This is a genomic window from Pueribacillus sp. YX66, from assembly GCF_041725775.1.
Taxonomy (GTDB): Bacteria; Bacillota; Bacilli; order Bacillales; family UBA6769; genus Pueribacillus.
The window spans coordinates 82,830-107,031 of sequence record NZ_JBEUEL010000006.1 but is presented as its reverse complement, the minus strand read 5'-3'; the positions used below and the strand labels follow the sequence as shown (position 1 = coordinate 107,031).

The 24,202-nt window shown below is 38.8% G+C and carries 22 protein-coding genes and 3 pseudogenes; 17 read left to right on the top strand and 8 right to left on the bottom strand.

The genetic code is table 11. The features are described 5' to 3' along the window. Positions 1–13: 13 nt before the first annotated feature. Positions 14–643 (bottom strand): class I SAM-dependent methyltransferase, encoded by a 630-nt coding sequence (locus ABU914_RS04600; RefSeq protein ID WP_379668574.1) that lies wholly within the window; start codon positions 641–643, stop codon positions 14–16. Between the two features lie 136 nt (positions 644–779). On the opposite strand from ABU914_RS04600, the gene ABU914_RS04595 reads away from it, so the two are divergent. The 4 genes from ABU914_RS04595 to ABU914_RS04580 all read left to right on the top strand — a co-directional run bounded on the left by ABU914_RS04595 (position 780) and on the right by ABU914_RS04580 (position 5,442). Next, positions 780–1,979: a dihydrolipoamide acetyltransferase family protein gene (locus ABU914_RS04595; protein WP_379668573.1), complete on the top strand. Its 1,200-nt coding sequence runs from the start codon at positions 780–782 to the stop codon at positions 1,977–1,979. 14 nt (positions 1,980–1,993) lie between these two features. After that, on the top strand, positions 1,994–3,079 hold the full coding sequence (pdhA, locus tag ABU914_RS04590; RefSeq protein WP_379668572.1) for a pyruvate dehydrogenase (acetyl-transferring) E1 component subunit alpha: 1,086 nt from the start codon (positions 1,994–1,996) through the stop codon (positions 3,077–3,079). Position 3,080: 1 nt separating this feature from the next. Beyond that, positions 3,081–4,058, top strand: coding sequence for an alpha-ketoacid dehydrogenase subunit beta (locus ABU914_RS04585; protein ID WP_379668571.1), 978 nt, complete (start codon positions 3,081–3,083; stop codon positions 4,056–4,058). A 70-nt stretch (positions 4,059–4,128) separates the two neighbouring features. Further along, entirely contained in the window at positions 4,129–5,442 is a 1,314-nt protein-coding gene (locus ABU914_RS04580) for an FAD-binding oxidoreductase (protein ID WP_379668606.1), read from the top strand. A 30-nt stretch (positions 5,443–5,472) separates the two neighbouring features. Here the strand turns inward: ABU914_RS04580 and ABU914_RS04575 are convergent, their stop codons facing one another. After that, positions 5,473–6,459, bottom strand: a complete 987-nt coding sequence (locus tag ABU914_RS04575; protein ID WP_379668570.1) for a patatin-like phospholipase family protein — start codon at positions 6,457–6,459, stop codon at positions 5,473–5,475. Between the two features lie 148 nt (positions 6,460–6,607). Here ABU914_RS04575 and ABU914_RS04570 point away from each other — a divergent pair, with 148 nt between their 5' ends. From ABU914_RS04570 to ABU914_RS04530, 9 genes and pseudogenes are all read left to right on the top strand, one after another. Beyond that, positions 6,608–7,672 (top strand): undecaprenyldiphospho-muramoylpentapeptide beta-N-acetylglucosaminyltransferase, encoded by a 1,065-nt coding sequence (locus ABU914_RS04570; RefSeq protein WP_379668569.1) that lies wholly within the window; start codon positions 6,608–6,610, stop codon positions 7,670–7,672. Between the two features lie 121 nt (positions 7,673–7,793). Then, complete coding sequence (locus ABU914_RS04565) at positions 7,794–7,973, top strand: lipoprotein (protein ID WP_379668568.1); 180 nt, start codon at positions 7,794–7,796, stop codon at positions 7,971–7,973. Between the two features lie 59 nt (positions 7,974–8,032). Beyond that, positions 8,033–8,296, top strand: a complete 264-nt coding sequence (locus tag ABU914_RS04560) for a hypothetical protein (protein ID WP_379668567.1) — start codon at positions 8,033–8,035, stop codon at positions 8,294–8,296. Between the two features lie 680 nt (positions 8,297–8,976). Beyond that, positions 8,977–9,363 (top strand): GntR family transcriptional regulator, encoded by a 387-nt coding sequence (locus ABU914_RS04555; RefSeq protein WP_379668566.1) that lies wholly within the window; start codon positions 8,977–8,979, stop codon positions 9,361–9,363. Further along, on the top strand, positions 9,360–10,277 hold the full coding sequence (locus ABU914_RS04550; protein WP_379668565.1) for an ATP-binding cassette domain-containing protein: 918 nt from the start codon (positions 9,360–9,362) through the stop codon (positions 10,275–10,277). Before ABU914_RS04555 ends, ABU914_RS04550 begins: the two co-directional genes overlap by 4 nt. Then, complete coding sequence (locus ABU914_RS04545; RefSeq protein WP_379668564.1) at positions 10,249–10,992, top strand: hypothetical protein; 744 nt, start codon at positions 10,249–10,251, stop codon at positions 10,990–10,992. Before ABU914_RS04550 ends, ABU914_RS04545 begins: the two co-directional genes overlap by 29 nt. Further along, the gene (locus ABU914_RS04540; RefSeq protein ID WP_379668563.1) at positions 10,992–11,678 is read left to right on the top strand and encodes a hypothetical protein; all 687 of its coding nucleotides are present in this window, start codon (positions 10,992–10,994) and stop codon (positions 11,676–11,678) included. Before ABU914_RS04545 ends, ABU914_RS04540 begins: the two co-directional genes overlap by 1 nt. A 301-nt stretch (positions 11,679–11,979) precedes the next feature. Beyond that, entirely contained in the window at positions 11,980–12,789 is an 810-nt protein-coding gene (locus ABU914_RS04535) for a DUF368 domain-containing protein (protein WP_379668562.1), read from the top strand. A gap of 798 nt (positions 12,790–13,587) precedes the next feature. Beyond that, positions 13,588–14,367, top strand: a pseudogene (locus ABU914_RS04530) (ATP-binding cassette domain-containing protein); the annotation flags it as partial. A gap of 648 nt (positions 14,368–15,015) precedes the next feature. Here the strand turns inward: ABU914_RS04530 and ABU914_RS04525 are convergent. Beyond that, positions 15,016–15,675, bottom strand: a pseudogene (locus tag ABU914_RS04525) (YqjF family protein). 232 nt (positions 15,676–15,907) lie between these two features. Here ABU914_RS04525 and ABU914_RS04520 point away from each other — a divergent pair. Further along, on the top strand, positions 15,908–16,552 hold the full coding sequence (locus ABU914_RS04520; RefSeq protein ID WP_379668561.1) for an SDR family oxidoreductase: 645 nt from the start codon (positions 15,908–15,910) through the stop codon (positions 16,550–16,552). Between the two features lie 367 nt (positions 16,553–16,919). Here ABU914_RS04520 and msrB read toward each other — a convergent pair whose 3' ends face one another. From msrB to ABU914_RS04495, 5 genes and pseudogenes are all read right to left on the bottom strand, one after another. After that, positions 16,920–17,360 carry a peptide-methionine (R)-S-oxide reductase MsrB gene (msrB, locus tag ABU914_RS04515; protein ID WP_379668560.1) on the bottom strand — a complete coding sequence of 147 codons (441 nt, stop codon included), beginning with the start codon at positions 17,358–17,360 and terminating at the stop codon, positions 16,920–16,922. A gap of 85 nt (positions 17,361–17,445) precedes the next feature. Continuing rightward, the gene (locus ABU914_RS04510; RefSeq protein WP_379668559.1) at positions 17,446–18,453 is read right to left on the bottom strand and encodes an LLM class flavin-dependent oxidoreductase; all 1,008 of its coding nucleotides are present in this window, start codon (positions 18,451–18,453) and stop codon (positions 17,446–17,448) included. 109 nt (positions 18,454–18,562) lie between these two features. Continuing rightward, positions 18,563–18,967, bottom strand: a complete 405-nt coding sequence (locus tag ABU914_RS04505; protein ID WP_379668605.1) for a purine/pyrimidine permease — start codon at positions 18,965–18,967, stop codon at positions 18,563–18,565. 85 nt (positions 18,968–19,052) lie between these two features. After that, positions 19,053–19,271 (bottom strand): annotated as a pseudogene (locus ABU914_RS04500) (purine/pyrimidine permease); the annotation flags it as partial. 263 nt (positions 19,272–19,534) lie between these two features. Next, positions 19,535–19,639 (bottom strand): hypothetical protein, encoded by a 105-nt coding sequence (locus ABU914_RS04495; RefSeq protein WP_379668604.1) that lies wholly within the window; start codon positions 19,637–19,639, stop codon positions 19,535–19,537. Positions 19,640–19,879: 240 nt separating this feature from the next. Between ABU914_RS04495 and ABU914_RS04490 the strand changes: the two genes are divergently transcribed. The 3 genes from ABU914_RS04490 to ABU914_RS04480 all read left to right on the top strand — a co-directional run bounded on the left by ABU914_RS04490 (position 19,880) and on the right by ABU914_RS04480 (position 24,130). Then, positions 19,880–20,632, top strand: a complete 753-nt coding sequence (locus ABU914_RS04490; RefSeq protein ID WP_379668558.1) for an alpha/beta hydrolase — start codon at positions 19,880–19,882, stop codon at positions 20,630–20,632. 45 nt (positions 20,633–20,677) lie between these two features. After that, positions 20,678–22,189, top strand: coding sequence for an L-lactate permease (locus ABU914_RS04485; protein ID WP_379668557.1), 1,512 nt, complete (start codon positions 20,678–20,680; stop codon positions 22,187–22,189). A gap of 558 nt (positions 22,190–22,747) precedes the next feature. Then, positions 22,748–24,130, top strand: a complete 1,383-nt coding sequence (locus tag ABU914_RS04480) for a glycine--tRNA ligase (RefSeq protein WP_379668556.1) — start codon at positions 22,748–22,750, stop codon at positions 24,128–24,130. Positions 24,131–24,202 lie beyond the last annotated feature (72 nt).

The window sequence follows — 24,202 nt, the reverse complement described above, 5'->3', positions numbered from 1 at the left end:
TTGCAATCGTTCCTTATACAGGTTTTTCTAAACATAATGAAAACGCAAATTTGCTTCCGAAAAATTGTTTTTCTCGAAAGCCGGCTTTACTTGCTAATTTCAAAACTGTTTCTCGCTTCTGAAATTGTGGATCGAGAATAACTTCCGTTACACATAATATGCCGCCAGGTTTCAAAGCTTGATAGATTTCGTGTAATGCAGATTGTTTATTCGGGATTTCGCCGAGGACGTTCACTAACGCTATCCGATCTGCTTCATTTGGTTTAAAGTTTGCTTCATCTATGCTCATTCGGATAAACTCAATATTTTGCAAGTTTTTTGCTGACGCTTTCTTTTTTGCACGTTCTAACATCTTGCTTTGGATATCGACTGCAATCACTTTTCCATGAGACCCCACAGCTTCTGCAAGAGGGATTGTTACTCGGCCTGGTCCACAACCGATATCCATTACCGTCATGCCTGCTTGAATGTTCAGTTGTTCAACAATGGTCGACGATCGGTTATTTTTTGTAAACGGATTTTCAATTTCGACGAACCACCGAAGCCAGAAAGGACATGGAATTGCTCGTTTTTGTGACGTCCAAATGAAAATACTTATTAAGCTAGCGATAATTACGATAATACAACCAATGATTACTTTCATTGTCTGTTCATTCTCCTTTCATCATGCTATTTTTAACGATAAACGAAACAAATTGAAAAGAAAATAACTAAGTTGAAAGCATCCGTTTTTGTTGTTGAAAATATGATAAAATTAAAATGAAAAAGGAGGGGGAACGATGTCTTATGAATTTAAGTTACCAGACATTGGTGAAGGTTTACACGAAGCAGAAATCATAAAGTGGTTTGTTTCGGTAGGCGATAAAGTGAAACAAGATGAGTTAATAGCAGAAATTCAAACCGATAAGGCTGTCGTTGAAATGACAACGCCTGTCGCTGGAAAAATTATAGCATTAGCTGGCGAAGAAGGGGACGTCGTAAAAGTTGGTGAGATGTTGATTACGCTTGAACGAGAAACAAATTTCAGTCAGAACGTACATACAAAAAAATCGGAGCAAACACAACTGAACAATGAAAAAAGAAGTCCAAAACGAGTGATCGCAGCACCTGTCGTTCGTAAACGTGCCCGTGAACTCGGCATCGACATTACAAAAATATTAGGTTCAGCAAAAGGCGGTAGAATCACGATTGAAGATCTTGAAGAATTTATTCGTGAAAAAGATAAAAAAGAAACCTTAGGTCTTTCAATTGGCAGTCATTTGGAAGCGTTTACTTCAAAAGAAGATGAACGAATTCCGTTAAAAGGTTTGCGTAAACGCATTGCTGAAAAAATGGTGCAATCAAAATATACGGCCCCTCACGTATCAGGACTTGATGAATTTGATGTGACAAAACTTGTTCTTTTACGAAAGCAGTTGCTTGAACAGCTAGATTCAAACATTAAGCTTACGTATTTACCGTTTATAATTAAAGCGGTTACAAAAGCGTTAAAAGAACATCCATATTTTAACGCAACACTTAATGAAGAGAACAATGAAATTATATTGAAAAAGAGATATAACATCGGAATTGCGATAGCTACGAAGCAAGGGTTAGTCGTGCCTGTCATTAAACATGCTGATCAAAAGTCCATTGTTGAGATTGCAGTGGAACTTGAAGAGTTATCTCGTAAAGCTCACGAACAGAAACTCACGTTATCCGATATGCAAGACGGAACTTTTACGATAACGAGTACAGGGATGAGAGGCGGCTGGTTTGCGACGCCGATTATTAATTATCCAGAAGTCGCCATCTTCGGTGTTCATGCCATAAAAAGACGTCCCGTTGTTGTTGATGACGAAATTGTTATTCGTGACATGATGGGTGTATCCATTACGTTTGACCATCGTGTCATCGATGGTGAACCGTCAGGTCGTTTTATGGAATCGATTGCAAAAGTACTTGAAAATCCAGAATTGCTAATGCTTGATGTGAAATAAAGGAGGGTTCAACGATGTATGATGAAAACGATTTAAAACATGAGTTCGTTCAATTGCTTACGGAAGATGGAACAGTAAAAGAAACTGCCGAACTCCCAAACTTAACAGATGAACAACTCGTCGATATGTATGAATGGATGGTAAAAATGCGCTTGTTTGATGAAAAAATGCTCCGAATGCAAAGACAAGGCCGTATTGGTACGTATGCGCCATTTAGCGGACAAGAAGCAGCGCAAATCGGAAGTGCCTATGCTCTTCGAAAACACGATTGGATTTTCCCAAGTTATCGAGAGATGGCAGCTTGCATGGTGCATGGCTATCCGATGAAGCAAGCGATTTTATATATGAAAGGTCATTTACAAGGAGGGCATACACCGGAAGGTTTAAACATTTTTCCAGTACAAATCATTATTGCAGGACAAACGCTTCACGCTGCTGGATGTGCCATGGCAGCAAAGCTAAAAGGCGAAGATGACATTTCGGTCTCTTACTTTGGTGATGGTGCGACATCGCAAGGGGACTTTCATGAAGCGTTGAACATTGCTGCTGTGAATAAAGCACCTGTTATTTTTTTCTGTCAAAATAACCATTGGGCGATTAGCGTTCCGCTCCATTTGCAAACGGCAAGTCAAACGATTGCTCAAAAGGCAGTCGCTTATGGAATGAAAGGTGTTCAAGTAGATGGAAATGACATACTTGCTGTCTACAATGTGATGCAAGAAGCCGTTAAGCGCGCACGTAATGGAGAAGGTCCAATGTTAATTGAAGCTGTTACGTATCGACAAGGTCCACATACAACAGCAGACGACCCGACAAAATATCGCGATGTGAAAGAAGTGAAAGATTGGGTAGAAAACAATGATCCACTTAGACGCTTTCATACGTTTTTACAGGAAAAAGGTTTAATGACGGAAGTGAAACTTGAACAATTAAGAGAACGTTTTAATGAGGAAATTGAACAAGCTGTCGAAGAAGCCGAAGCATTTAAACCATCAACGACTGACGAAGCGTTTGATTATGTCTATGATAAGCCCCATAAGCTACTCATCGAACAAAAACAGGAAGTTCAGCGTATGCTTGCTGCAAAAGGGGGAAATTAATATGGCACAATTAACGATGGTTGAAGCGATTACGGAAGCGATGCGATTAGAAATGGAGAACGACGAGCGAATTATCGTTCTCGGAGAAGACGTTGGAAAAAATGGTGGCGTGTTCCGAGCAACCGATGGGCTGCAAGCTCAATTTGGGGCGAATCGTGTGATGGATACTCCGCTTGCTGAATCGGCAATTATCGGGACTTCGATTGGAATGGCAGTCAATGGTTTGCGTCCGATTGCAGAAATTCAATTTCTCGGCTTCGTTTATGAAACGATGGATCAGATTGCTGCCCAAGCCGCTCGTTTACGTTTTCGTTCGGCTGGTAGATTTACAGCCCCGATTGTCATACGAAGCCCGTACGGTGGGGGTGTGAAAACACCTGAACTTCATTCTGATAGTTTGGAAGCCCTGTTCGTGCATACTCCCGGTTTGAAAGTCGTCATGCCTTCAAATCCTTACGATGCAAAAGGTTTGCTTATATCAGCGATCCGTGAAGAAGACCCTGTTTTATTTTTGGAACCGATGAAACTATATCGAGCATTTAAAATGGAAGTCCCTGAGGAAGTATACGAAGTTCCAATTGGAAAAGCAAATGTCGTGAAAGAAGGAGTGGATGTCACGATCGTGGCATGGGGCCCTCCGGTACTGCTCGCTAAACTAGTAGCGGAAGAAGCAGAGAAAAAAGGCATATCTGTTGAAGTGATTGATTTACGTACGGTACAACCGATCGATATCGATACGATTATTGCATCTGTTGAGAAAACAAGCCGTTTAATTGTCGCTCATGAAGCGGTAAAAAGTGCTGGTGTTGGTGGTGAGATTGCTGCACTTGTTAGTGAATATGGTTTGTTTTCGCTTGCTGCACCAATTATGCGAGTGACAGGTTATGATACCCCTTATCCAGTTCCAATGATTGAAGACGATTGGTTACCTACAGCACCAAGGTTGATCGCTGCAATTGAACACGTCATGCAATATTAAAGAGAAGGAGTGCTCCGAGGTGTTACTTGATGAACTGAAAACGCTCGTCACAGATGAAAATAGAGTGACGATGAATGAGACGATTCGGGAGCAACATAGTAAGGGCCTATCTTATTATGCACCATCAATGCCTGATGTTGTCGTTTATCCTGTATCGAGAGAAGAAGTTTGCAAGATTGTGCAGTATGCAAACGAGCGTAAAATTTCTGTCGTTCCGTTTGGCGTTGGCAGTAGTCTTGAAGGTCAAATTATTCCGACATATGGTGGAATTAGTTTAGACTTTTCAATGATGAATCGAATGATTTCTATTGAACCTGATAATTTTCTTGCTGTAGTTGAGCCGGGTGTAACGAGGAATCAACTGAATAATGAACTGAAAAAACACGGCTTGTTTTTTCCAGTTGATCCAGGGGCTGATGCGACAATTGGAGGAATGGTAGCAACAAATGCCAGCGGAACAAACGCGGTTCGGTATGGTGTGATGCGCGATTATGTACTCGGACTTGAAGTCGTGCAAGCAAATGGGAATATCATGAATACAGGTGGGAAAGTAGTAAAGTCGTCTGCAGGTTATGGATTAACAAGTTTGTTTGTTGGTTCGGAAGGAACACTAGGTGTATTTACGGAAGTGACAGTGAAGCTCGCTAGTATTCCTGAAACAAATATCGCTGGGAAAGCGATTTTTACTTCGATCGAGGCGGCAGGTCAAACAGCAGTTGATCTTTTAAAATCTGGAGTGTCCCTAGGAAAAGTTGAGCTTGTTGATGAAGAGACAATCGCAGCAATCAATGATTATAAAAATATGGATTACCCAGTTGCCCCAACATTGTTTCTTGAATTTAGCGGTAGTAAAGCAGCGGTCCAAGAATCAGTTGCCATTGCAAAAGATGTCATTGCGAGTGAACAGTGCCTATCTTTTCAGTTTGAGACGGATTCGGTTGAAAAAGCGAAACTCTGGGAAGCAAGGCACCACGCAGCATTTGCGATCATTGCACGCTATCCAAATAAAGGTCTCATGTCTGCTGATGTCTGTGTTCCGATTTCACATTTGACAGATGCGCTCGTAGAAACGAGGCGCATCATTAAGAAACATCATATGGAAGCTGCGATCTTTGGTCATGTTGGAGATGGAAATTATCATGCTGCTTTACCAGTTGATCAATCTGATCCGAAAGATATTATGCGTGTTGAAGCTGTAAATGAACAAATTATCAAATATGCTCTTTCAAAAGGCGGTACATGTACAGGAGAGCATGGCATTGGACTTGGAAAAAAACAATATTTAAAACAAGAGCATGAAAGTGCTCTCCCAATAATGAAAGCAATTAAAAACACATTTGATCCGAAGAATATTTTAAATCCGGGTAAAATATTTAAGGATTAGCTTGTAGAGTTGAAATTCTCTACAAGCTTTTTATTTGCGTTCTTTTATCGCTCGGAAGTTAATTTTTTCATCGTTCCAATACGAATGTGCGAAGGCAAGTGCTGGAAAAATATCAAATTCGTTAGCGATTTTAATTAATGTGGGAACTTTCGTATAATCGTCTAAATGGATTCGGTCATCTAACTCAGGACTGACACGTAAATAGCGTTCATGCAGTAAATGTCTAGCTACATACATTTCGGATGCGACATCTCCATCTGTTAACACGCTAAAGAGAGGTAACTTTGGATTCGTATGTCCAGGGAGAAGAGAGTACATCCATTGCATAAGGCCCCATTTATTCGTGTTTTGTTTCACTTTTAACGGATTCCAGCCAGTGCCAAAAGACATGTGTACAACATCGTTTAAGTTTGCATGTGCAGCATGTTCGCCAAGAGCAAAACTAATTGCTACCATGTCTGGATTATTCGCAACGACACCACCATCAATGTATCGTTTGTGTGAAGGAAAATATATCGGAGCAGCACTACTTGCAAGTGCAACGTCAACGACAAGCTTCTCAGCAGTTTCAGATGAAGGAAAATTATTGAAAAAGACAGGTTCCCACATTTTTGTTTCTTTTGAGTACAAGCGAAACGCTGGAATGACGACACGGTAAGGTAAATCTTTTAAACGCAGCGTCGGTGAAAAAGTTTCGCATAAAAGTTTTTTTAATTTTAAATTGTTATATTTAGGTCTAAAAAAGTACGTTGTTCTCGGTCTGCAGAAAATTTTTTTAATGTTTTCATATGAAAACAATGTAACGATTTCATCTGTTTTCATCCCGCTAGCGAGTGCTAGCGCGATAAATGAACCAACTGATGTACCGACAAATAAATTCGTGTTTTCAATCATTTTTGGACATTGCTTGGCCATTCGTGACAACAAAATGGCAGGTAAAACCCCACGAACACCGCCACCGTCAAAACTTAAAATTCGGTAATAGTTTTTCCGAAAATATTTTGGTTGTAAAGCCATTGCATAATCTCCAATCTAAAACCTTCTTACCGTAATTTATGAAAGTTTGCAGAATCTGTGCGATTTTTGCGAATGACGAATGAGTGTGAACATGATAAAATGTTAAAATTGAGCAATGTTTATTACTGTGTTTTGAAGGAGATCTAAAATGAAGAAAATCGTGTTAACTGGAGGCGGAACAGCGGGACACGTCACGCCGAACTTGGCGCTCATTCCAAAATTAAAAGAGATGAATTGGGATATCCATTATATCGGTTCAAAAGCTGGCATAGAAAAAGTTTTAATTGAGGAAGCGAACATTCCCTATTACCCAATTTCAAGTGGAAAACTTCGCCGGTATTTCGATATAAAAAATTTTCAAGATCCGTTTAAAGTGTTAAAAGGAATCGCGGATGCTTATTTAATTTTAAAAAAATTAAAGCCAGATGTTATTTTTTCGAAAGGTGGTTTCGTATCCGTTCCTGTTGTGATTGCGGGGAAGTTAAACAAAATTCCTGTGTTTATTCATGAATCAGATTACTCGCCTGGACTTGCAAACAAAATTGCAGTGAGATTTGCAACAAAAATGTTTGTGACATTTGAAGAAGCGAAAGCTTATTTACCGAAAGAAAAAGTGGTGGTAACCGGTTCACCAATTCGTGAAGAGTTGTTAAATGGCAGCCGAAAGCGAGGCTTAACGTATCTTAATTTCACTGAAACTAAGCCAGTGATTACGATTATGGGAGGTAGTCTTGGCTCCGTTAAGCTCAATACGATTATTCGTGAAAATTTAGACACATTGCTGAAAAACTATCAAATCGTACACCTTTGCGGTAAAGGAAACTTTGACGAAACACTGATGAATAAATGTGGGTACAAGCAATTTGAATACATTAGCAGGGAGCTTCCGGATATTGCTGCTGCGACTGATTTAGTTGTATCAAGAGCAGGCTCGAATTCGATTTTTGAATGGCTAGAATTAAAAAAGCCGATGTTGCTTATCCCGTTATCAAAAGCAGCAAGTCGTGGAGATCAAATTTTAAATGCAAATTCGTTTGAAAAGCAAGGGTTTGCTACGGTTCTTGAAGAAGAAGAACTGACGAATGCATCGTTTTTGCAAAGCATTGATGAACTAAATCGAAACAAACAAAAGTACATTGATACGATGAGGACAAATGCCCCGAGCAATGGACTTAAGACAATCCTTGATGAGCTAGAACGTGCAAATGATTAAGAGAGTTAAAAGCAGATGCATCGTTTTTACCCGAAAACATACACTAACGAACGATGTCGCAAATCGACAGATAACGTCTAACACCATCCGATTATATTTTGAGTGTTAGGAAGGAATTAACGTGAAAAAAATAATGACACCATTCATGTTTATGTTTTTAATCGGAGCGTTAGCTGCATGTGGTGGCGATACAGATACTCAAGGTGGGGACAACGCAGGGAAAGAAAACGAACAAGCGGCTAAAAACAAACAAGAATTTAATCAAAAAATTGTTGATAATGACAATGTGAAACAACACTGATTCATGTCGAAAGAAAAACAGATGACATTTTCGGTGACTCTGTAGAAATAACGTTTGAAGTGGAAAACAAACGTGAAGATACAATTGAAGTCCAAGCTAGAGAAGTATTAGCAGATGGCAAAATGATCGATGAAGGAATGATTACAATGAGCCAGGAAGTGGCTTCTGGAAAAAAAGCCGTCGCTACATTGACCGTTCAAAACTATGAAGAAGATGGAGAACTTCCACCGATGGAAGAAAATATTGAAATGCTTCTTCACATTTTTTCATGGGATGACATGGATTTCACGGAAGATCACGAAGTAATGATCGATTTAAAATAACTTGGCCAAAAAAAAGCTTATTCCTGCAAGTACATATCGCGGGAATAAGCTTTTTTTGTTTACAATGAAGCGCCCTGCTTCATTAGGGCATTTCTATCTTCTTCTGCAATGCAATCATACTTGACCTTACGATACATGATAGGAGGAAATAATGGCGCTGAACACTTTGTTCAATGCATTTGCTCATTCGTTGCAATGCTTCCATAACGTCAAATATGTGCAAACGTTTTTTCAAAGTCGAGTAATTGAAATGTGAGGCGCAATGCGGTAATGCGGTGCCTTCCATTGCTTCGAACAAATAACAGAGATGTGTTTTGAACGTATATATCGTATAGTGCTCCTTTTCCCGACACACTTCATCAATTCCGATAAGTCGTATTTCACAATCGATACTGACGCTAAAGACAAGGGGATATTCCGCTCATTCATACGACCATTATAATCAAGCCACTCATGTTTAAATTCTGTTTCTAATAAAAAACTTGACTCATGAAATATTAATCTCTGCTTTCTATTTCGAACTATTATGCTCATGTTTATTGTAGAGAAAATGATATTGAAAACAGCAATTGTACGGGTACAGACTTAGTTCTTTTCCAAGACATTCATTTTTTAGTTGTAATGCTGTTTCAAATGGTGTATAGTACATTACAACAGTGATGTACTAGAGGGAGGTATTTTTGATCATACATACAGATGGAACGAAACCGATTTATGTACAGATCGCAGATTGGATCGAAAACGAGATTTTAAGCGGAAAGTTTGCTGCGAATCAAAAAGTGTGCTCACAATACCAACTTGCAGAAATGTTTAATATTAATCCAGCTACTGCTGCGAAGGGTTTAAATCTGCTTGCTAACGAACAAGTTTTATATAAAAAACGAGGGCTTGGAATGTTTGTTGCAGACGGAGCTAAAAAAATGATCTTGAAAAAACGGAAAAATGAAACGCTGAAAAATATGGTGCTTGAGCTTGTGCTTGAAGCCGAACGGCTTAATGTAGACGAAGAAGAATTGCTACGAATGATACACGAAGCGAGGTATGGCAAAAAGGGGGAAGTGAAATGACGGTTGTCATTCAGTGTCATAGATTATCAAAATCATATGGAAAAATGCAGGCGTTACGCAACTTATCATTTACGATTGAAGACAAAAAAATAACAGGACTTATCGGACGAAATGGTGCTGGAAAGACAACATTGCAGAAAATTATCGCTGGCTTTTATCGAAAAACATCAGGCGAGATAACAGTTTTTGGAAAAGAACCATTTAATAGTTTATTTGTTTCAGCAAACAGCATATTCGTTAGTGATGAAATGAGTTTTCCAATCTCGTTAACTTTACAAGAAATCCTTGAGGAAGCGGGTCAATTTTATGCAAATTGGGATGGTTCCTTAGCTAAGAAACTGTTAGATTATTTTTCTTTAAATCCAAAAAATCATTATTACAACCTATCAAAAGGAATGAAAAGTACATTTAATATGATTGTAGGATTGACGTCACGATGTGAATTAACCATTTTTGACGAGCCGACGTTAGGTATGGATGCAGCGGTACGCGCTGCTGTTTACAGAGCTCTTCTAAAAGATTACCTTGTGCATCCACGTAGCATCATTATTTCGAGCCATTATTTAAATGAAATCGAACATTTACTTGAAGATGTTTTGGTGTTAAAAGATGGAGAGGCATTACTGCATCTGCCTATGTCTGAGTTGAAAGAATGGGCAATCGGGGTCCAAGGAGAGACGTCACTTGTGAAAGAGTGGATAAAAACTCGAGAATTGATTCATACAGAACAGCTCGGAACAGGTCGATTGTATGCAGTTGTGAAAAATCAAGAAGTTACTGATTCAGATGCGTATTGTGCAAGACTTGAAGGGCTTAAGGTGTTTAAAGTGTCGCCTAGCGATCTATGTATATATTTAACAAACAAACATCAAGGAGGGATTGATGATGTCTTTCGCAACGACGAATTTAACTAAACTTGTTAAACAGCAAACAGTATTTAAACTTAAAGCTTTTTCTAGCGTGTTTACGACGTTGATTCTACTGCAAATTATTGCAATTCTTTTTTCATTTAATGGGTTTGAAATGCACGGAAGTGGAACAAATAATATTTTTCTATATATTAGTTACTATTCAGCGAATGTTGTCATTATCTTTACGATGTTATGGGCATTTATTACAGCGATTCTCATTACGACAAAAGCTTATCGAAAAGATGATTTTACATTTGTAACGAATCGATTGAGTAGCAACCTTTCTAATATAGTTTTCCTTTTCGTTGCGAGTGTTTTTGGGGGGATTACTGCATTACTGTCTCGATACGTTTTGCGAGTTATTATGTTTTACCAAGTTGAAATTACACCGTTCAAAACAGAGTATTTTATTGAAACAACGTCAGAACTATTAGCCGGAGGGCTAGCGACGACACTGTATGTGTTGCTTTTTATCGCACTCGGTTATGTTACCGGTACGCTCGTCCAAGTGAACAAAATGTTTATCGCTTTGTTACCGGCGGGATATGTTGGTTTGCTTATTTTAGGGGCAAAAATGCGGAATGATGTCGGAAACGAAGTTATTGAGTTTTTTGGTGAAGAATCATCACTTGCACTTTTTACAGTTAAAATCCTTATAACGACAATACTCTTCTTCGGAAGTGCGATAGTGTTGTCTAATCGATTGGAGGTGAAATAGTGATGGGCATAATAGTTCTCATCATTTTGGTTGGGCTAGGAGCGCATTACGTATCGAAAAAATGGATGAACAAAAAACTTACGAAATTTATTATTATTGGATACGTCTTGATTCTTTTCTTTTCATTTAGCATTTATGAGCTTAGCTTAAGCAAAAAGCTGACATTGATTGAACAGAGTAGTATCGCAAATGCTGAAAAAGAAATGGAACTGTTCTTTCTAGCCCTTAATGAAGGAAGATTAGAAGAAATTGATCCGATTCATATTTTTGAAGAAATTGAAGTAAACTATTCTTTCGATCAGTTAATGATTGAGATGGCCCGTCAAGTTGACGATGGAGTTTCAATCGTTGTTGAAAGAAAAATCGATAACGATCATAAAATTGAAATGATTTATTTTCGGACAAAACCGAATGTTCAAGGGATTGATATTATGAAAGATATGAAACCAATCGATTTGAAGTGGACGAATGAGACACTCATTTTGACTCCTCCGAAGAGCATGGAGTTTAACTTCGCATTATTTAAAAAGGAATTCCCTATTTCTCAGTTTAATAGAAATGTGGATCAATTTCATGTTGAACCGACATATATGATGAGCAATGAAGTACTCTATTTACGCGTCCCTAAAGATTTAGAAATTGTGGAAGGTCACGAGATTTATATAAACTATGTTGGAGAGGAGTAACATGATGTTGGATAAGCTTTTTATTTATTAACTCTATCTAGTTTTATGCTATAAAATTTTGCTACCTGTTCTGTTGTTGTGACGGATAGGACTTCGATCACTTTTTGTTGTTCTTCTTAAACCTTGACGGATTCGATTTACTTCTTTCCATGTTGCTTCCACAAGTTGTTATGCTGTATAGGTTTTTAGAATTTAGTTATGATAAAAACAGATTAGCACTTATTTTTTGGCATATTCAATGGACAAACATGATATAATAAAATGATAATTTTGGCATATAGTTGTTAAGGGGAATGTAGACATGGAGTGGAGAAATTTATATCGAGGATTATTAATGGGGATAACCGATTTAATTCCCGGTGTCAGCGGTGGAACGGTAGCATTTTTACTCGGCATTTACGATCGATTGTTACATGCGATTAGCGGCTTTTTTAGCCGAAACTGGAAGAAACATATCGGGTTTTTGTTTCCGCTCGTGATCGGAATTGGGGCGGCACTGTTATTGTTTAGTTCTTTAATTGATTATTTGCTAGATAACCATTTTGAACCGACGCAATTCTTTTTCATGGGATTAATTATCGGAGTCATTCCATTTATTATGAAGCAAGCAGATATAAAGAGAAATTTCCGGTTAAACCATTTTATAACGATGCTTATTTTTGCTGTCTTACTGGCATCTCTCGATTTTGTTAAACCTGACACTGCTAGTGTACCGATTACAATGTTAAGTTTACCGACGGTGATGGGTCTCTTTTTTTCTGGGTGGGCGGCAAGTATGGCGATGTTGTTGCCTGGGATAAGCGGCTCATTTATTTTGTTAATTCTCGGTGTGCATACGACGGCAATTAACGCGTTATCAACGCTTAATCTACCTATTATCGCAGTCATTGGATCTGGTGTCGTTGTTGGCTTTATTGTAAGCAGCAAAGGGATTCGCTACATCCTTGATCGTTATCCTGCGATGACCTATGCGATGATTATTGGGTTAATTTTAGGCTCGATTTTTGTTGTTTTTCCAGGAATGCCTGGAGGTAATAACATTGTTATTAGTGTAGCAATGTTTATTATTGGACTGTTATTTTCCTTTTTGTTTAGTAAAATAGGCGAATAAATTATTAGAATTACGGGTGCGTTCGTTAGAACGCACTCATCAAGTTCTTTTCATACGATTTCATTTTAATCACATAGAAATCTTTATAAGGATTTTCTAGTTCTTTTTCTTATCTTAATTCCTATCATTAAAGATATCATTCCGATTCCCATCGTACCAAAAGGATAGAGTATGGGATAAAAAAGAGAAGGATAGAAAGATAGTGAGTTTGATTTATAACCTAAAGTATACGGTGAAACAGTTTCCTTCGTTACTAAATCTTTTCGATAAGCAGGGCTATGAAGAGTATCTCTTGTGAATATGTCAGTTTTCACCAAACCCTCTTTATTTATAGAAATTACCTTCCATTTAAAATCTTTGTTATCTAAATAATTCGGTCTTATCTCTAAATGAATTGGTTCTGCATAATTAACCCCTTGAATTATTATATGAACTTGAGCTTTTTCTCTAAAATCATGCTTTTCGGTTCCTGTGAGTGTGAATGTATATCTGTATCGTAAAATGAAATAATACAAGAAAGTTGGTTTTCAGCTGAAGGTTTGACCTCATTCATAAACTCACTATACTCTGAAATTTCCGTTCACATAGATTTCGGTTTCATCGTACCGCTTTGAAGATATTGAAGTTGATTAAAAGGCTCTGTGGTCATATCTACAGGATGATGTCCCTTTGCGTATAAAATGAGGTGTCTTAAATTGAGAAAAGGAATAATAGCATTGAGCATTAGTTTATTGCTTATTTTAGTGTCTGCACCACCATTATATTTAATGGCTCAAGAAGTAAAAATTTAAACGTGGATTCGTAACAGCTTTAGTTGGAAGCAATGGAGCAGGGAAAAGCACGTTGCTTAAAATATTAATGAATTTAGTGAAGCAAGACAAAGGTACAGTGACATTATTGGGGCAGCGAGTTGACGATACAGAAGATTGGAAAACAAACGTTGCTTATATGCCACAAACGTATCCAGGGTCATTGCCATTTACAGGAAAAGAGTTAAAAAATTTAATTGCACGATGGTATCCAAACTGGGATGAACGATGGTTTCAGTACATGTTAGAACAATTTCAAATTCCGTTTGAAAAGAAATTTGAAAAATTATCGCAAGGTGTCCAACAAAAGTTAAAATTTGCGCTCACACTCGCAAGAAATCCGCAGTTACTGATACTTGATGAGCCGACGTCACACGTTGATATTCCAGCTAAAAAGCTAATGATTGACCTGCTCATTGACTGGCTGGAACAAGAGGATTCTCGAACGATTTTACTTGCTACACACCAAGTCGAAGATATTCGTAAGCTTGCCGACTATATTGTCATTATGGATGATGGTAAAAGTCTAGGGAAATATGAAAAAGATGAATTGATAGAACAGTATAAACGTTATTGGATTGAAGGTAATCTACCAACAGCAACCGTGCCAGGTGAAATTGAACGAGAAAATGGTGCGCTCGTTACGAAATGTTCCGCTCAGACAGAGGAATTTTTACAAAAACGAGGCATAACGTGGTCTTCTTCTGTTTCATTGGAACTTGATGAGGTGATCTCGATCAAGCTAATGAAAGACAAAGAGGTTGTCTAATAAGTATCTAAAATTGAAAAGCCGAAAGAAACATCTTACTTTTCCCCACTTAATTCTAGAAAATCGTCAGAAAAGACGACACTCCAGCGAGAATAGCATTTGTGGAACGCAGACTAACTACGCCACATTCTGTGGCAACGTCTGCGCTAGTACATCCTGTACGTCGAAAGCCCCCACAGAGAAGCGAGGTCGGTGACAACCGTTACGTCCTGTAACGTCACCGACACTTGTACTTACTGTACGGCGGAGGCTGAGTTAATGCTCGCGGAAAGGGAGCCATTCAGGCGATTTTCGGGCTTTTAGGACAGCTCCTTTCACTTTATAAGGAGTAGACTTGTCGTCTATTCGTTGCAAATTATCACTGCTTTGAAACACCTTCGCTCTCATCTCCGACTTTACTTATGTTTTGAAATAGCCATCCGCATCTGTACCTCGAGCGTGAACATTACGTAGATTGAAATGGGAAGTATTTTCATAAAATCATTATTTTTAAGGAAAGTTGGACCGCGATTCTCAATCGTACGTAAGCTTTGGATACTCATTATCAAATGTCTTTGCCCCATCGATAATGTGAATCTTTGCATATTTTATTTTGTCTATGCGCTAGCTCAAGTTTTGTTAAATATACTCTCTCGACTGTAAAAACTTTTAGCGTTCTATTTGAATAGGCCATATAAATACTTGTTTACGTTCTGTAAAGTGAGTCCTTGGTTTATCTTGAAAAATGGAGCGCGGCAAAAAGCGAGCGAGTGAATTGTCACGAATTGATACTTTTGCTTCGTTTACTCGCCATTGCTCGTGATGAATGTCGCCTCGAAACAACCATTTTCTTTTTACGGTCCAGAAGCAATAACGCTCTAATAACCAATAATCGGGACTGCCGGGAGAAGTTATGAACAAATCTGACGCTGAAGAATAAGAACAATCAAACTTTTCGTTTTGACCTTTTAATGAAAAATGAAAGACTTCGTCTTGTTGAAGAGCGATTTTTTTATAGTAGTAAGGAAACAGCAATAACTATGGTGCGAGCGCGTTCAGCCATTTGTTTACGCTAAGACTAAAAAAATATACGCCACGGTTTCCTTTGTATGTGACGTATGTGCGAATGTTGATTTCGTTAAATGTATGGAGATAAGGGATCTTCGGCAAACCTCGAAATCTCATATTCGTCACTTTAAATAGAATGAAACTGATCCAAGCATTGTTTTCATACGTATCAACCGTAAGTGGTTTTGGAACAAATGGTTCTAGTAATAAGCGAGAAACAGGCCAATGAAGCATCAATAGATGGTTCCACTCTTGTGTCATCACCCATGGTAACATTGGCAGTGGAAATGGACGTCGGTGAACTTCTGAAAACGCTCGATGCATGATTGTCACACCTCGTTTGTTACTTTATAATTAGTAATCCCTAATGACCTTGAGATATTCAAATCAAAAATTCTTCTTTATTGGTTAGTGAACGAACAGGATGTTATTCTTTTTAGTGGATTTGGTGTATTCTAAGAGATAGAAAACGTAATTTGGGGAGGTTAGAACGTTGAAAGTATGTGTGATCGGAGCGAATGGACAAATTGGAAAGCAACTCGTACAGCTTTTACGTGAAAGTGAAAAACATGACGTCCGTGCGATGGTACGAAGCGATGAACAAGCACAAGCCCTACGGGAAAATGGGATTGATGCTGTCGTAGCGAATTTGGAAGGTACAGTTGCTGAAATCGCTGAAGCCGTAAACGGTTGTGACGCCATCGTATTTACTGCAGGTTCTGGAGGACATACAGGTGCTGATAAAACATTGCTTGTAGACTTAGATGGTGCAGTAAAATCAATGGAAGCAGCGGATATAGCAGGCGTCAATCGTTATGTTATGGTAAGCGCTCTTCAAGCGCACAACCGGGAAAATTGGAATGAGAAAATTCGCCATTATTACGTCGCTAAGCATTATGCTGACAAGGTTTTAATGGATAGTAACTTAACATATACAATTATTCGGCCTGGCGGACTTACGAACGAAAAGGGAACTGAAAAAGTAACAATCGCAGAAAACTTACCGAGAGCAACCGTTACAAGAGAAGATGTCGCTAAAACAGTGTTTGCAAGCTTAGATTTGAAAAATACATTCAACCGCTCGTTTGATTTAATTCAAGGAGAAGACGAGATTAAAGTAGCGTTGAAGCAGTTCTAACTTTTTTAAGGTTTCAAAAGGGGGTGGCACACACTTCCACTTTTTTGAGGGGGGGAAATCATGTCGTTGACAGTGTTTGAATCACTGACCGTCATGATCGCGTTGTTTGTTTGTTAAGGGGTAACACTTCTGTCTAAAAAGCCGCCCTTGTGGCAAGTAGGCTTTGGCGGCTTTATCTGTCTTTGCACTGAGTCCCCTGTCATGCACGCTCGTTTTGATGTTCCAGAATCGTCAAAATGTCTTAACTTCTGTAAAAGGGTCCAACGCTCTGTAGGAATGGCTGGCAGTTACACATCTTGTGTTTTACACGATGTGCACGTGCTTAGTAGAAGAAGTATAAGAACGTTAAATTAAACACAATTTTCTATTATTTAAACAAGTCTAGATACTCTCCGTATCCTTCTTTTTTTAAATCTTCTTTAGGGATAAACTTTAACGCAGCGGAATTGATACAATAGCGTAATCCTCCTTTGTCAGGGGGACCGTCTGGAAAGACGTGACCGAGATGCGAATCCGCGGTTTCACTTCTCACTTCAATGCGGCGCATGCCATGACTTAAATCTTCTTTTTCATAAATTTCTTCTTTTTTCAATGGCTTTGTAAAGCTTGGCCAGCCACAACCAGCATCGTACTGGTCTCGTGATGAGAAAAGTGGTTCACCCGATACGATGTCAACGTAAATTCCTTCACGTGTATTGTCCCAATATTCGTTTCGAAATGGGGGTTCCGTTGCGTCATTTTGTGTCACCTCATATTGCAGCGGTGTAAGACGTTTTTTTAATTCTTCTTTATTAAATTTTTTGTTCATTTTGTTCACTCCCTTTATTATTTTAGGTCCACAGGATGTAGGTCATGCAGACGTTGCCACACGATGTGGCGCTCTTAGTCAGCGTTCAGCGTTCTTCTAATTCAAAAGCTTGTGCAAGCAGTTCGAATGAGCGAATGCGATGTTCATATTGATGGGCATTCGTAACGACTATGACTTCATCTGTATCATACGCTTTAGCGAGTTGTTCAATTCTAGCTTTCACTGTCTTTGGACTGCCAACGATCATTCGTTTGCGGTTTTCTTCAATAAATTTACGCTCATATCGTGTATAGTTGTATGATTGTGCCATTTCAATTGTCGGTAATCCGGGCGAACGTTGGCCTGTCACAGCAAAAAGCAATGAAAGGTCTAAGCTTGATGCGATTAAATCAGCTTCTTCGTCGGTATCGGCACAAAATACAAAAATGGCGACACTTGTTTTCGGCTCGTCATATAAGATTGACGGTTGAAAATGCTTTTTGTACAGTTGCACACTCTGTTCACCGCCGTCCCCATTAATAAAATGGGCAAATGAAAAAGGAGTTCCTTTTTTTGCTGCTATTGACGCACTTCCATTCGTCGAACCGAGTAGCCATATGTTTGGAACTGTGTCGATAAGTGGTGTTGCTTTTAAGCCCGGAAAACGATGATCTTTCGGAACGGTGTCTGTAAGATATGCAGTTAAGTCATCAATTTGTTGTTCATAATCTGCACGTTGTAATTTTCCTTCTTGAAGAGCCATCGTTGCTCGCGGCATTCCGCCAGGGGCACGACCGATTCCAAGGTCGATTCGATTCGGATAGAGTGCTTCTAGCATACGGAAGTTTTCAGCAACTTTGTATGCACTGTAATGAGGAAGCATTACGCCACCAGAACCAATGCGAATCGTTTTCGTTTTCGCTGCCAAATGAGTGATTAGCACTTCAGGTGTTGACCCTGCTAACGCACGAGTATCATGATGTTCTGAAACCCAAAATCTCGTATAGCCTAATTTCTCAGCTTCTTGGGCTAGTTTAACTGTAAACTCGATTGCTTCTCTAGAATTTGACCCCGTTGGAACAGGTGATTGATCAAGGATGCTTAGCTTAATCATACTAATTTCCTCCTAGCGTGTAGAGGTGTTTCTATTTTCACTCTAACCATACTATACTTTTTTTATTTTTTTTTTGAAAGCGGATTGCTTTTACGGTTAACGAATTGAATCATTTGCTCGATACAAATGCAGACGAGTGTTCCCCGAGAATGAGACCGTTGTTCGCAAGTAGCATGATGGAACTTGGTAAATGAATCATTGCTTCAGACGGTACGAACAAACTGCTAATTCCAATCATAAGTGAAAGCGAAATAGTAAACAGCTGTAGCTCTGTTAATTGAAGTGAAGCATATTCTTTGATGCCGAGTGATGCAAGACTAGCGATCGTAATAAACATGACTGCATAGCCAACAGGTGAAGGGATGTTAGCAAAAATGGATGTGACCGCAGGAAAAAAACTAATTACAACAATGGTGACATTTGTAATGATAAACGGAAGTTTTTCGTTCGTTTTCGTTGTTAGTAAGAATCCAGCAGTTGCTAATAAAGGAACTGGCGCAACACCTGCAAAAATACCACTAATACTTTGGTTTACACCGGCAATGATACTCGGGCGATTATCATTTATTTTTTCATTTTTATAACTCGTTCAACGACATTTACGCTTGCGATCTATTCGTTATGAGAAGCAGTGTTAATATAACTGCGGTAACAACAGCCCCAGATGTAAATTCAGGCATACCAAAAGCAAATGGTTCAAGGAATGAAATACTGTTCTCTTGTTTTTTAAAAGGTTTCGTTAATCCTAAGCCAGAAAAGATTAGCCAGTCGATAAGTAAGCTTAACAAAATCAAATAACTGCGATTAAAGGTATTGTGTGCACGTGAAAAGAATTAAGATTGTTAGTTCCACTTTATTCGACAAGTATCGAACTCCAAGCATGCCTTCCACAAAAGAGCTGCCTAACTGGGCGACGAGTAAAATAAGAATTGTTCCTGTGACGAGTGGTGTGAAAAATTTTTAACCGATTGAACGAGCCGAAATAATCCGATCACGAGAAAGAATAACCCACACAATAACATTGTTGCCTCAAGCTAACGAAGTGCGTTTTCAGCTGTTAACGCACTAGAAGTGACTATTTCTAGGCGTAGACAACGAACGTCCCCCACCATAAACTAGCAGGACCTTCTACAATCGATAAGCGGTGTCTGAAGATCACTTGTACTAAAGCGGCACAGCTCATAATAAAAATGTCGCGATGTTAGTAGGTGACATACCAAATGCATCGCCGATACCAATGGGTGCGACAATTGACCGATTAACATGAAGGCGATCCGTTGCAAGGAAGATAGAGCCTAATCGGATCCCCTTCTTAGCAATTTTTACTAGTTTAACATATTCATTGGTTGATTTTTATATTTACAAATTATAACAATGATTACCGGAATTGTGGTATAATTTTGACAAAAGTGAAAGGTGGAGGAAAATGAGTAAACAATATACTGTTTTAGAAGGAGCGGAACCTTTTTATTTTGAAGGCAATCAAATTGGCGTTCTCGTCATACATGGATTTACCGGGACAACGCAAAGTATGCGTTATCTAGGCGATCAATATGCAAAAGCGGGCTTTACGGTTTGTGGTCCGAGATTGAAAGGACATGGCACCCATTATGAAGAGATGGAACAGACTACGTATGAAGATTGGGTTGCTTCTGTTGAGGAAGGTTTCAACTGGCTTAAGGAACGTTGCGACCAGATCGTTGTGACTGGTTTGTCTATGGGCGGTACATTGACGCTATATATGGCTCAGAAATATCCTGAGATTAAAGCGATCATCCCGATAAACGCAACAATCAATATCGATCAGTATGAGCAAATCTTGAGTTTAACAGAGCCGCGATTTATCGACGGGATTGGTTCTGATATTAAAGCAGACAACGTAAAAGAGCTGGCGTATGAAAAAACACCCGTTCGATCATTGCATGAATTGTTTAAATTAAAAAAAGTAACGATGAACAAGTTGGAGCAAATTCATTGCCCCGCTTTAATATGTGTTTCACGTGTTGATCATGTCGTTCCCCCGAAAGATTCTGATTACATATTCCAGCATCTTTCATCAAATGAAAAGAAAAAACTTGTATTAGAAAATAGTTATCACGTAGCAACACTTGACAATGATAAAGACTTGATTTTCAAAGAAAGTTTTACTTTTCTTAAGAAACAACTCATTATACAATGAATGTAAGATTCCGAGCTTTAGACATAGACAAAGAAGGTGCTTCATGTGGAGATCAGCTTGGCGCTTTTGCCAATTGTCGTTATTTTTCTATTACTCTTTGTACTCAAACAATCATCCGTTACAGCAGGAATCATTTCTTTCTTCGTTGCAGCAGTTATTGCCATGTTTACACCTTACTTTTCGTTAAATTTAACGTCACTATTCGATGCAACAGCAGAAGGATTTTTACTTACCGTTATCGTTGCATACGTTCTTTTATTCGGAATTTGGTTATTCCACTTAATGAATGAAGCTGGTCTTATTCAAACCATTGCGGTGCATATTTCGGAATCAACGAGTGATCCAGCAAGACAAGCCCTTATTCTCGTCATCGCGTTTTCACCGCTCGTTGAATCAGTTACTGGTTTTGGAATTGCCGTCATTGTGATTGCCCCGATTTTAATTGCGCTTGGATTCCCACTTTTCAAAGCAGCAGTGTTGTCACTCGTTAGTTTAACTGCTGTGCCGTGGGGTGCGCTTTCAACGGGAAGTGTCATTGGAGCAAATCTAACGGGAATCTCTATCCATTCTCTTGGTGCAGGAACGGCTCTTATGAGTATTCCAGTCTTTTTTTATTTTACTATGATTACCGTTTTTATCGTTGGCGGCTGGAAAGAACTGCGTAAAAAATGGTTTGAAATCATAGCAGTTTCTGTTGCTCTTATAGGTGCGATTTGGTTTTTTAGTCAATTTGTTAGTGTTGAATTAGCCGGTGTGTTTGCGTCACTCGCGGCACTTTCAGTTGAAATGCTTTTCGTTCGCTTCGCTGAAAAAAAACAGAAAAAAAACGATGTTGTAGCTGTATCAGAGACGAATGTAAAAGACAGTTTATTCAAAGCATTAAGTCCTTATTTGCTTTTAACAACGATGCTGTTTTTGTCTCGATTAATTCCGATGGTGAGAGAATGGTTGAATACGCACGGGATCATTGAACTAAAAAAGTATGCGTTTGAACTTCCAATCTTATATTCACCAGGATTTTTCTTATTGTTAACATGTTTGTTTGCCATTGTATTGTTTAAACTTAATGTATCTTTAATCCGAAAATCATTTATAGCAACGATTAAACAGTGGGTACCTGTTAACGTGTCGATGTTCGGGTTTGTTGCGATGGCGCAAGTGATGGCTTATTCGGGAATGACAAATTTGCTTGCTGAAACGGGTGCTAACAAGTTCGGGAGTGCTTTCGTTATTTTGTCCCCAATGATCGGAGCCGTTGGGGGATTTTTAACCGGTAGTAACACCGGTTCAAATGCGATGTTTATTAAACTTCAAGTACAAACAGCCAATTTGTTGAATCTGTCACCGGAGCTTGTTGCATACAGTCAAAATGCGAGTGCGGGTCATGTGACGATGGCATCTCCGTCAAGAGTACTTCTTGCTGCTCAAGTGAGTAATATTCGCCACGAAGAAATAAGTTTACTTAAAATGATGGTGAAAATAGCCGGTTTCGCATTATTATTAATCATCGTTGAAATGCTAGTAATAAGCCTATTTTCACAAATTAGTCACAAATGACTTGTTTTTATTGTGAAATATTTGTTAATATAAAACTTAAGTTTTAAAAGTGAATGAAAACGATGACGGATCATAGTATTTGTTCCCTCTTCATCTCTTAGGAAGACAAAACATGATGTTCATGTTTTCCAGCATAGCGATTTGGGGATAGTGGGAGCCCAAAGAAAGGAACAAAGAAACGGCAATCCCGAGTGTCTATTTGTAACAAAGTGGATGCGTATGGTACTCATGCATCAATTAGGGTGGAACCGCGGGTTAACCTCTCGTCCCTAGGCAGCGGGCCTAGTGGCGGGAGGTTTTATTTATTTTCTGTACGTTTACTTTTATCGTCTGTAGGGCAAGATCTGATGAACCATCATAATAGAGCAACGGAATGTCCGAAGTGTGGTAGTTACGAAGTAGGTGAATGAAAACATACAGGGTATAGTGCAGCCAGTTGGACGTTTGTTGATCAGATATCGAATATACTATCCGCACTGATTGTGGATACATTATTGAAGGTTTCGTTACGAAACCATACCGATTTAAAAGAAAATCATGAGGAGGTTTTTTACAGACATGGCAAAATCAATGGATCAAATTGTAGCACATGCGAAGCATAGAGGTTTTATTTTTCCAGGCTCAGAAATTTATGGTGGGTTAGCGAATACGTGGGATTACGGTCCACTTGGTGTTGAATTGAAAAACAACGTGAAAAAAGTATGGTGGCAAAAGTTTGTTCAAGAGTCTCCGTATAATGTCGGGTTAGATGCCGCAATTTTAATGAATCCGAAAACATGGGAAGCATCAGGTCATCTGAGTAATTTTAACGATCCGATGATCGACTGTAGAGAATGTAAAGCTCGTCATCGTGCTGACAAATTAATTGAAGAAACACTAGAAGAAAAAGGGATGGAAATCGTCGTTGATGGACTCCCTTTTGAAAAAATGAAAGCACTTATTGCTGAACATCAAATTGCTTGTCCAACATGTGGAGCTAAAGATTTCACTGACATTCGTCAATTTAACTTAATGTTTAAAACGCACCAAGGAGTAACGGAGTCAAGTTCGAATGAAATTTATATGCGTCCAGAGACAGCACAAGGTATTTTCGTTAACTTTAAAAACGTACAACGTTCCATGCGCAAAAAACTTCCGTTTGGAATTGCTCAAATCGGTAAAAGCTTCCGTAACGAAATTACACCAGGTAACTTCACTTTTAGAACGCGTGAATTTGAACAGATGGAACTTGAGTTTTTCTGTAAGCCAGGAGAAGAGAAAGAGTGGTTCAAATATTGGAAAGAGTTTTGCCACAAATGGTTGCTAGATCTTGGCTTAACGAAAGAAAAAATTCGGATGCGCGACCATACGGAGGATGAGCTTTCTCACTATAGTGATGAAACGACTGATTTTGAATATGAGTTTCCGTTCGGGTGGGGTGAATTATGGGGAGTCGCTTCACGTACGGATTATGACTTGAAGCAACATATGGAGTTTTCTGGTGAAGATTTTCATTATATTGACCAAGAAACGAATGAACGCTACATTCCGTACTGTATTGAACCATCGCTTGGTGCCGACCGTGTTGTCCTTGCATTTTTAACAGATGCATACAATGAAGAAAAGCTCGAAGATGGAACGTCAAGAACCGTCATGCATTTTCATCCAGCAATCGCACCGTATAAAGCTGCAATTTTTCCATTATCGAAAAAAATATCTGACGGTGCAAAAAAAGTGTTCGCGGAACTTTCTAAGTATTTCTTAGTTGACTATGACGAAAGCGGTTCAATCGGAAAACGGTATCGCCGCCACGATGAAATTGGAACGCCATATTGTATTACGTACGATTTTGATTCTGAGGAAGATAAGCAAGTCACTGTACGCGACCGTGATACGATGGAACAAACACGTATGCCGATCGCAGAACTACGTCGTTTTTTAGAAGAAAAAATACAGTTATAATATGACAAGTCAGCTTTCAAATTGAGAGCTGGCTTTTTCTTATTGGAATTGTTAACATTGATTACGATTATC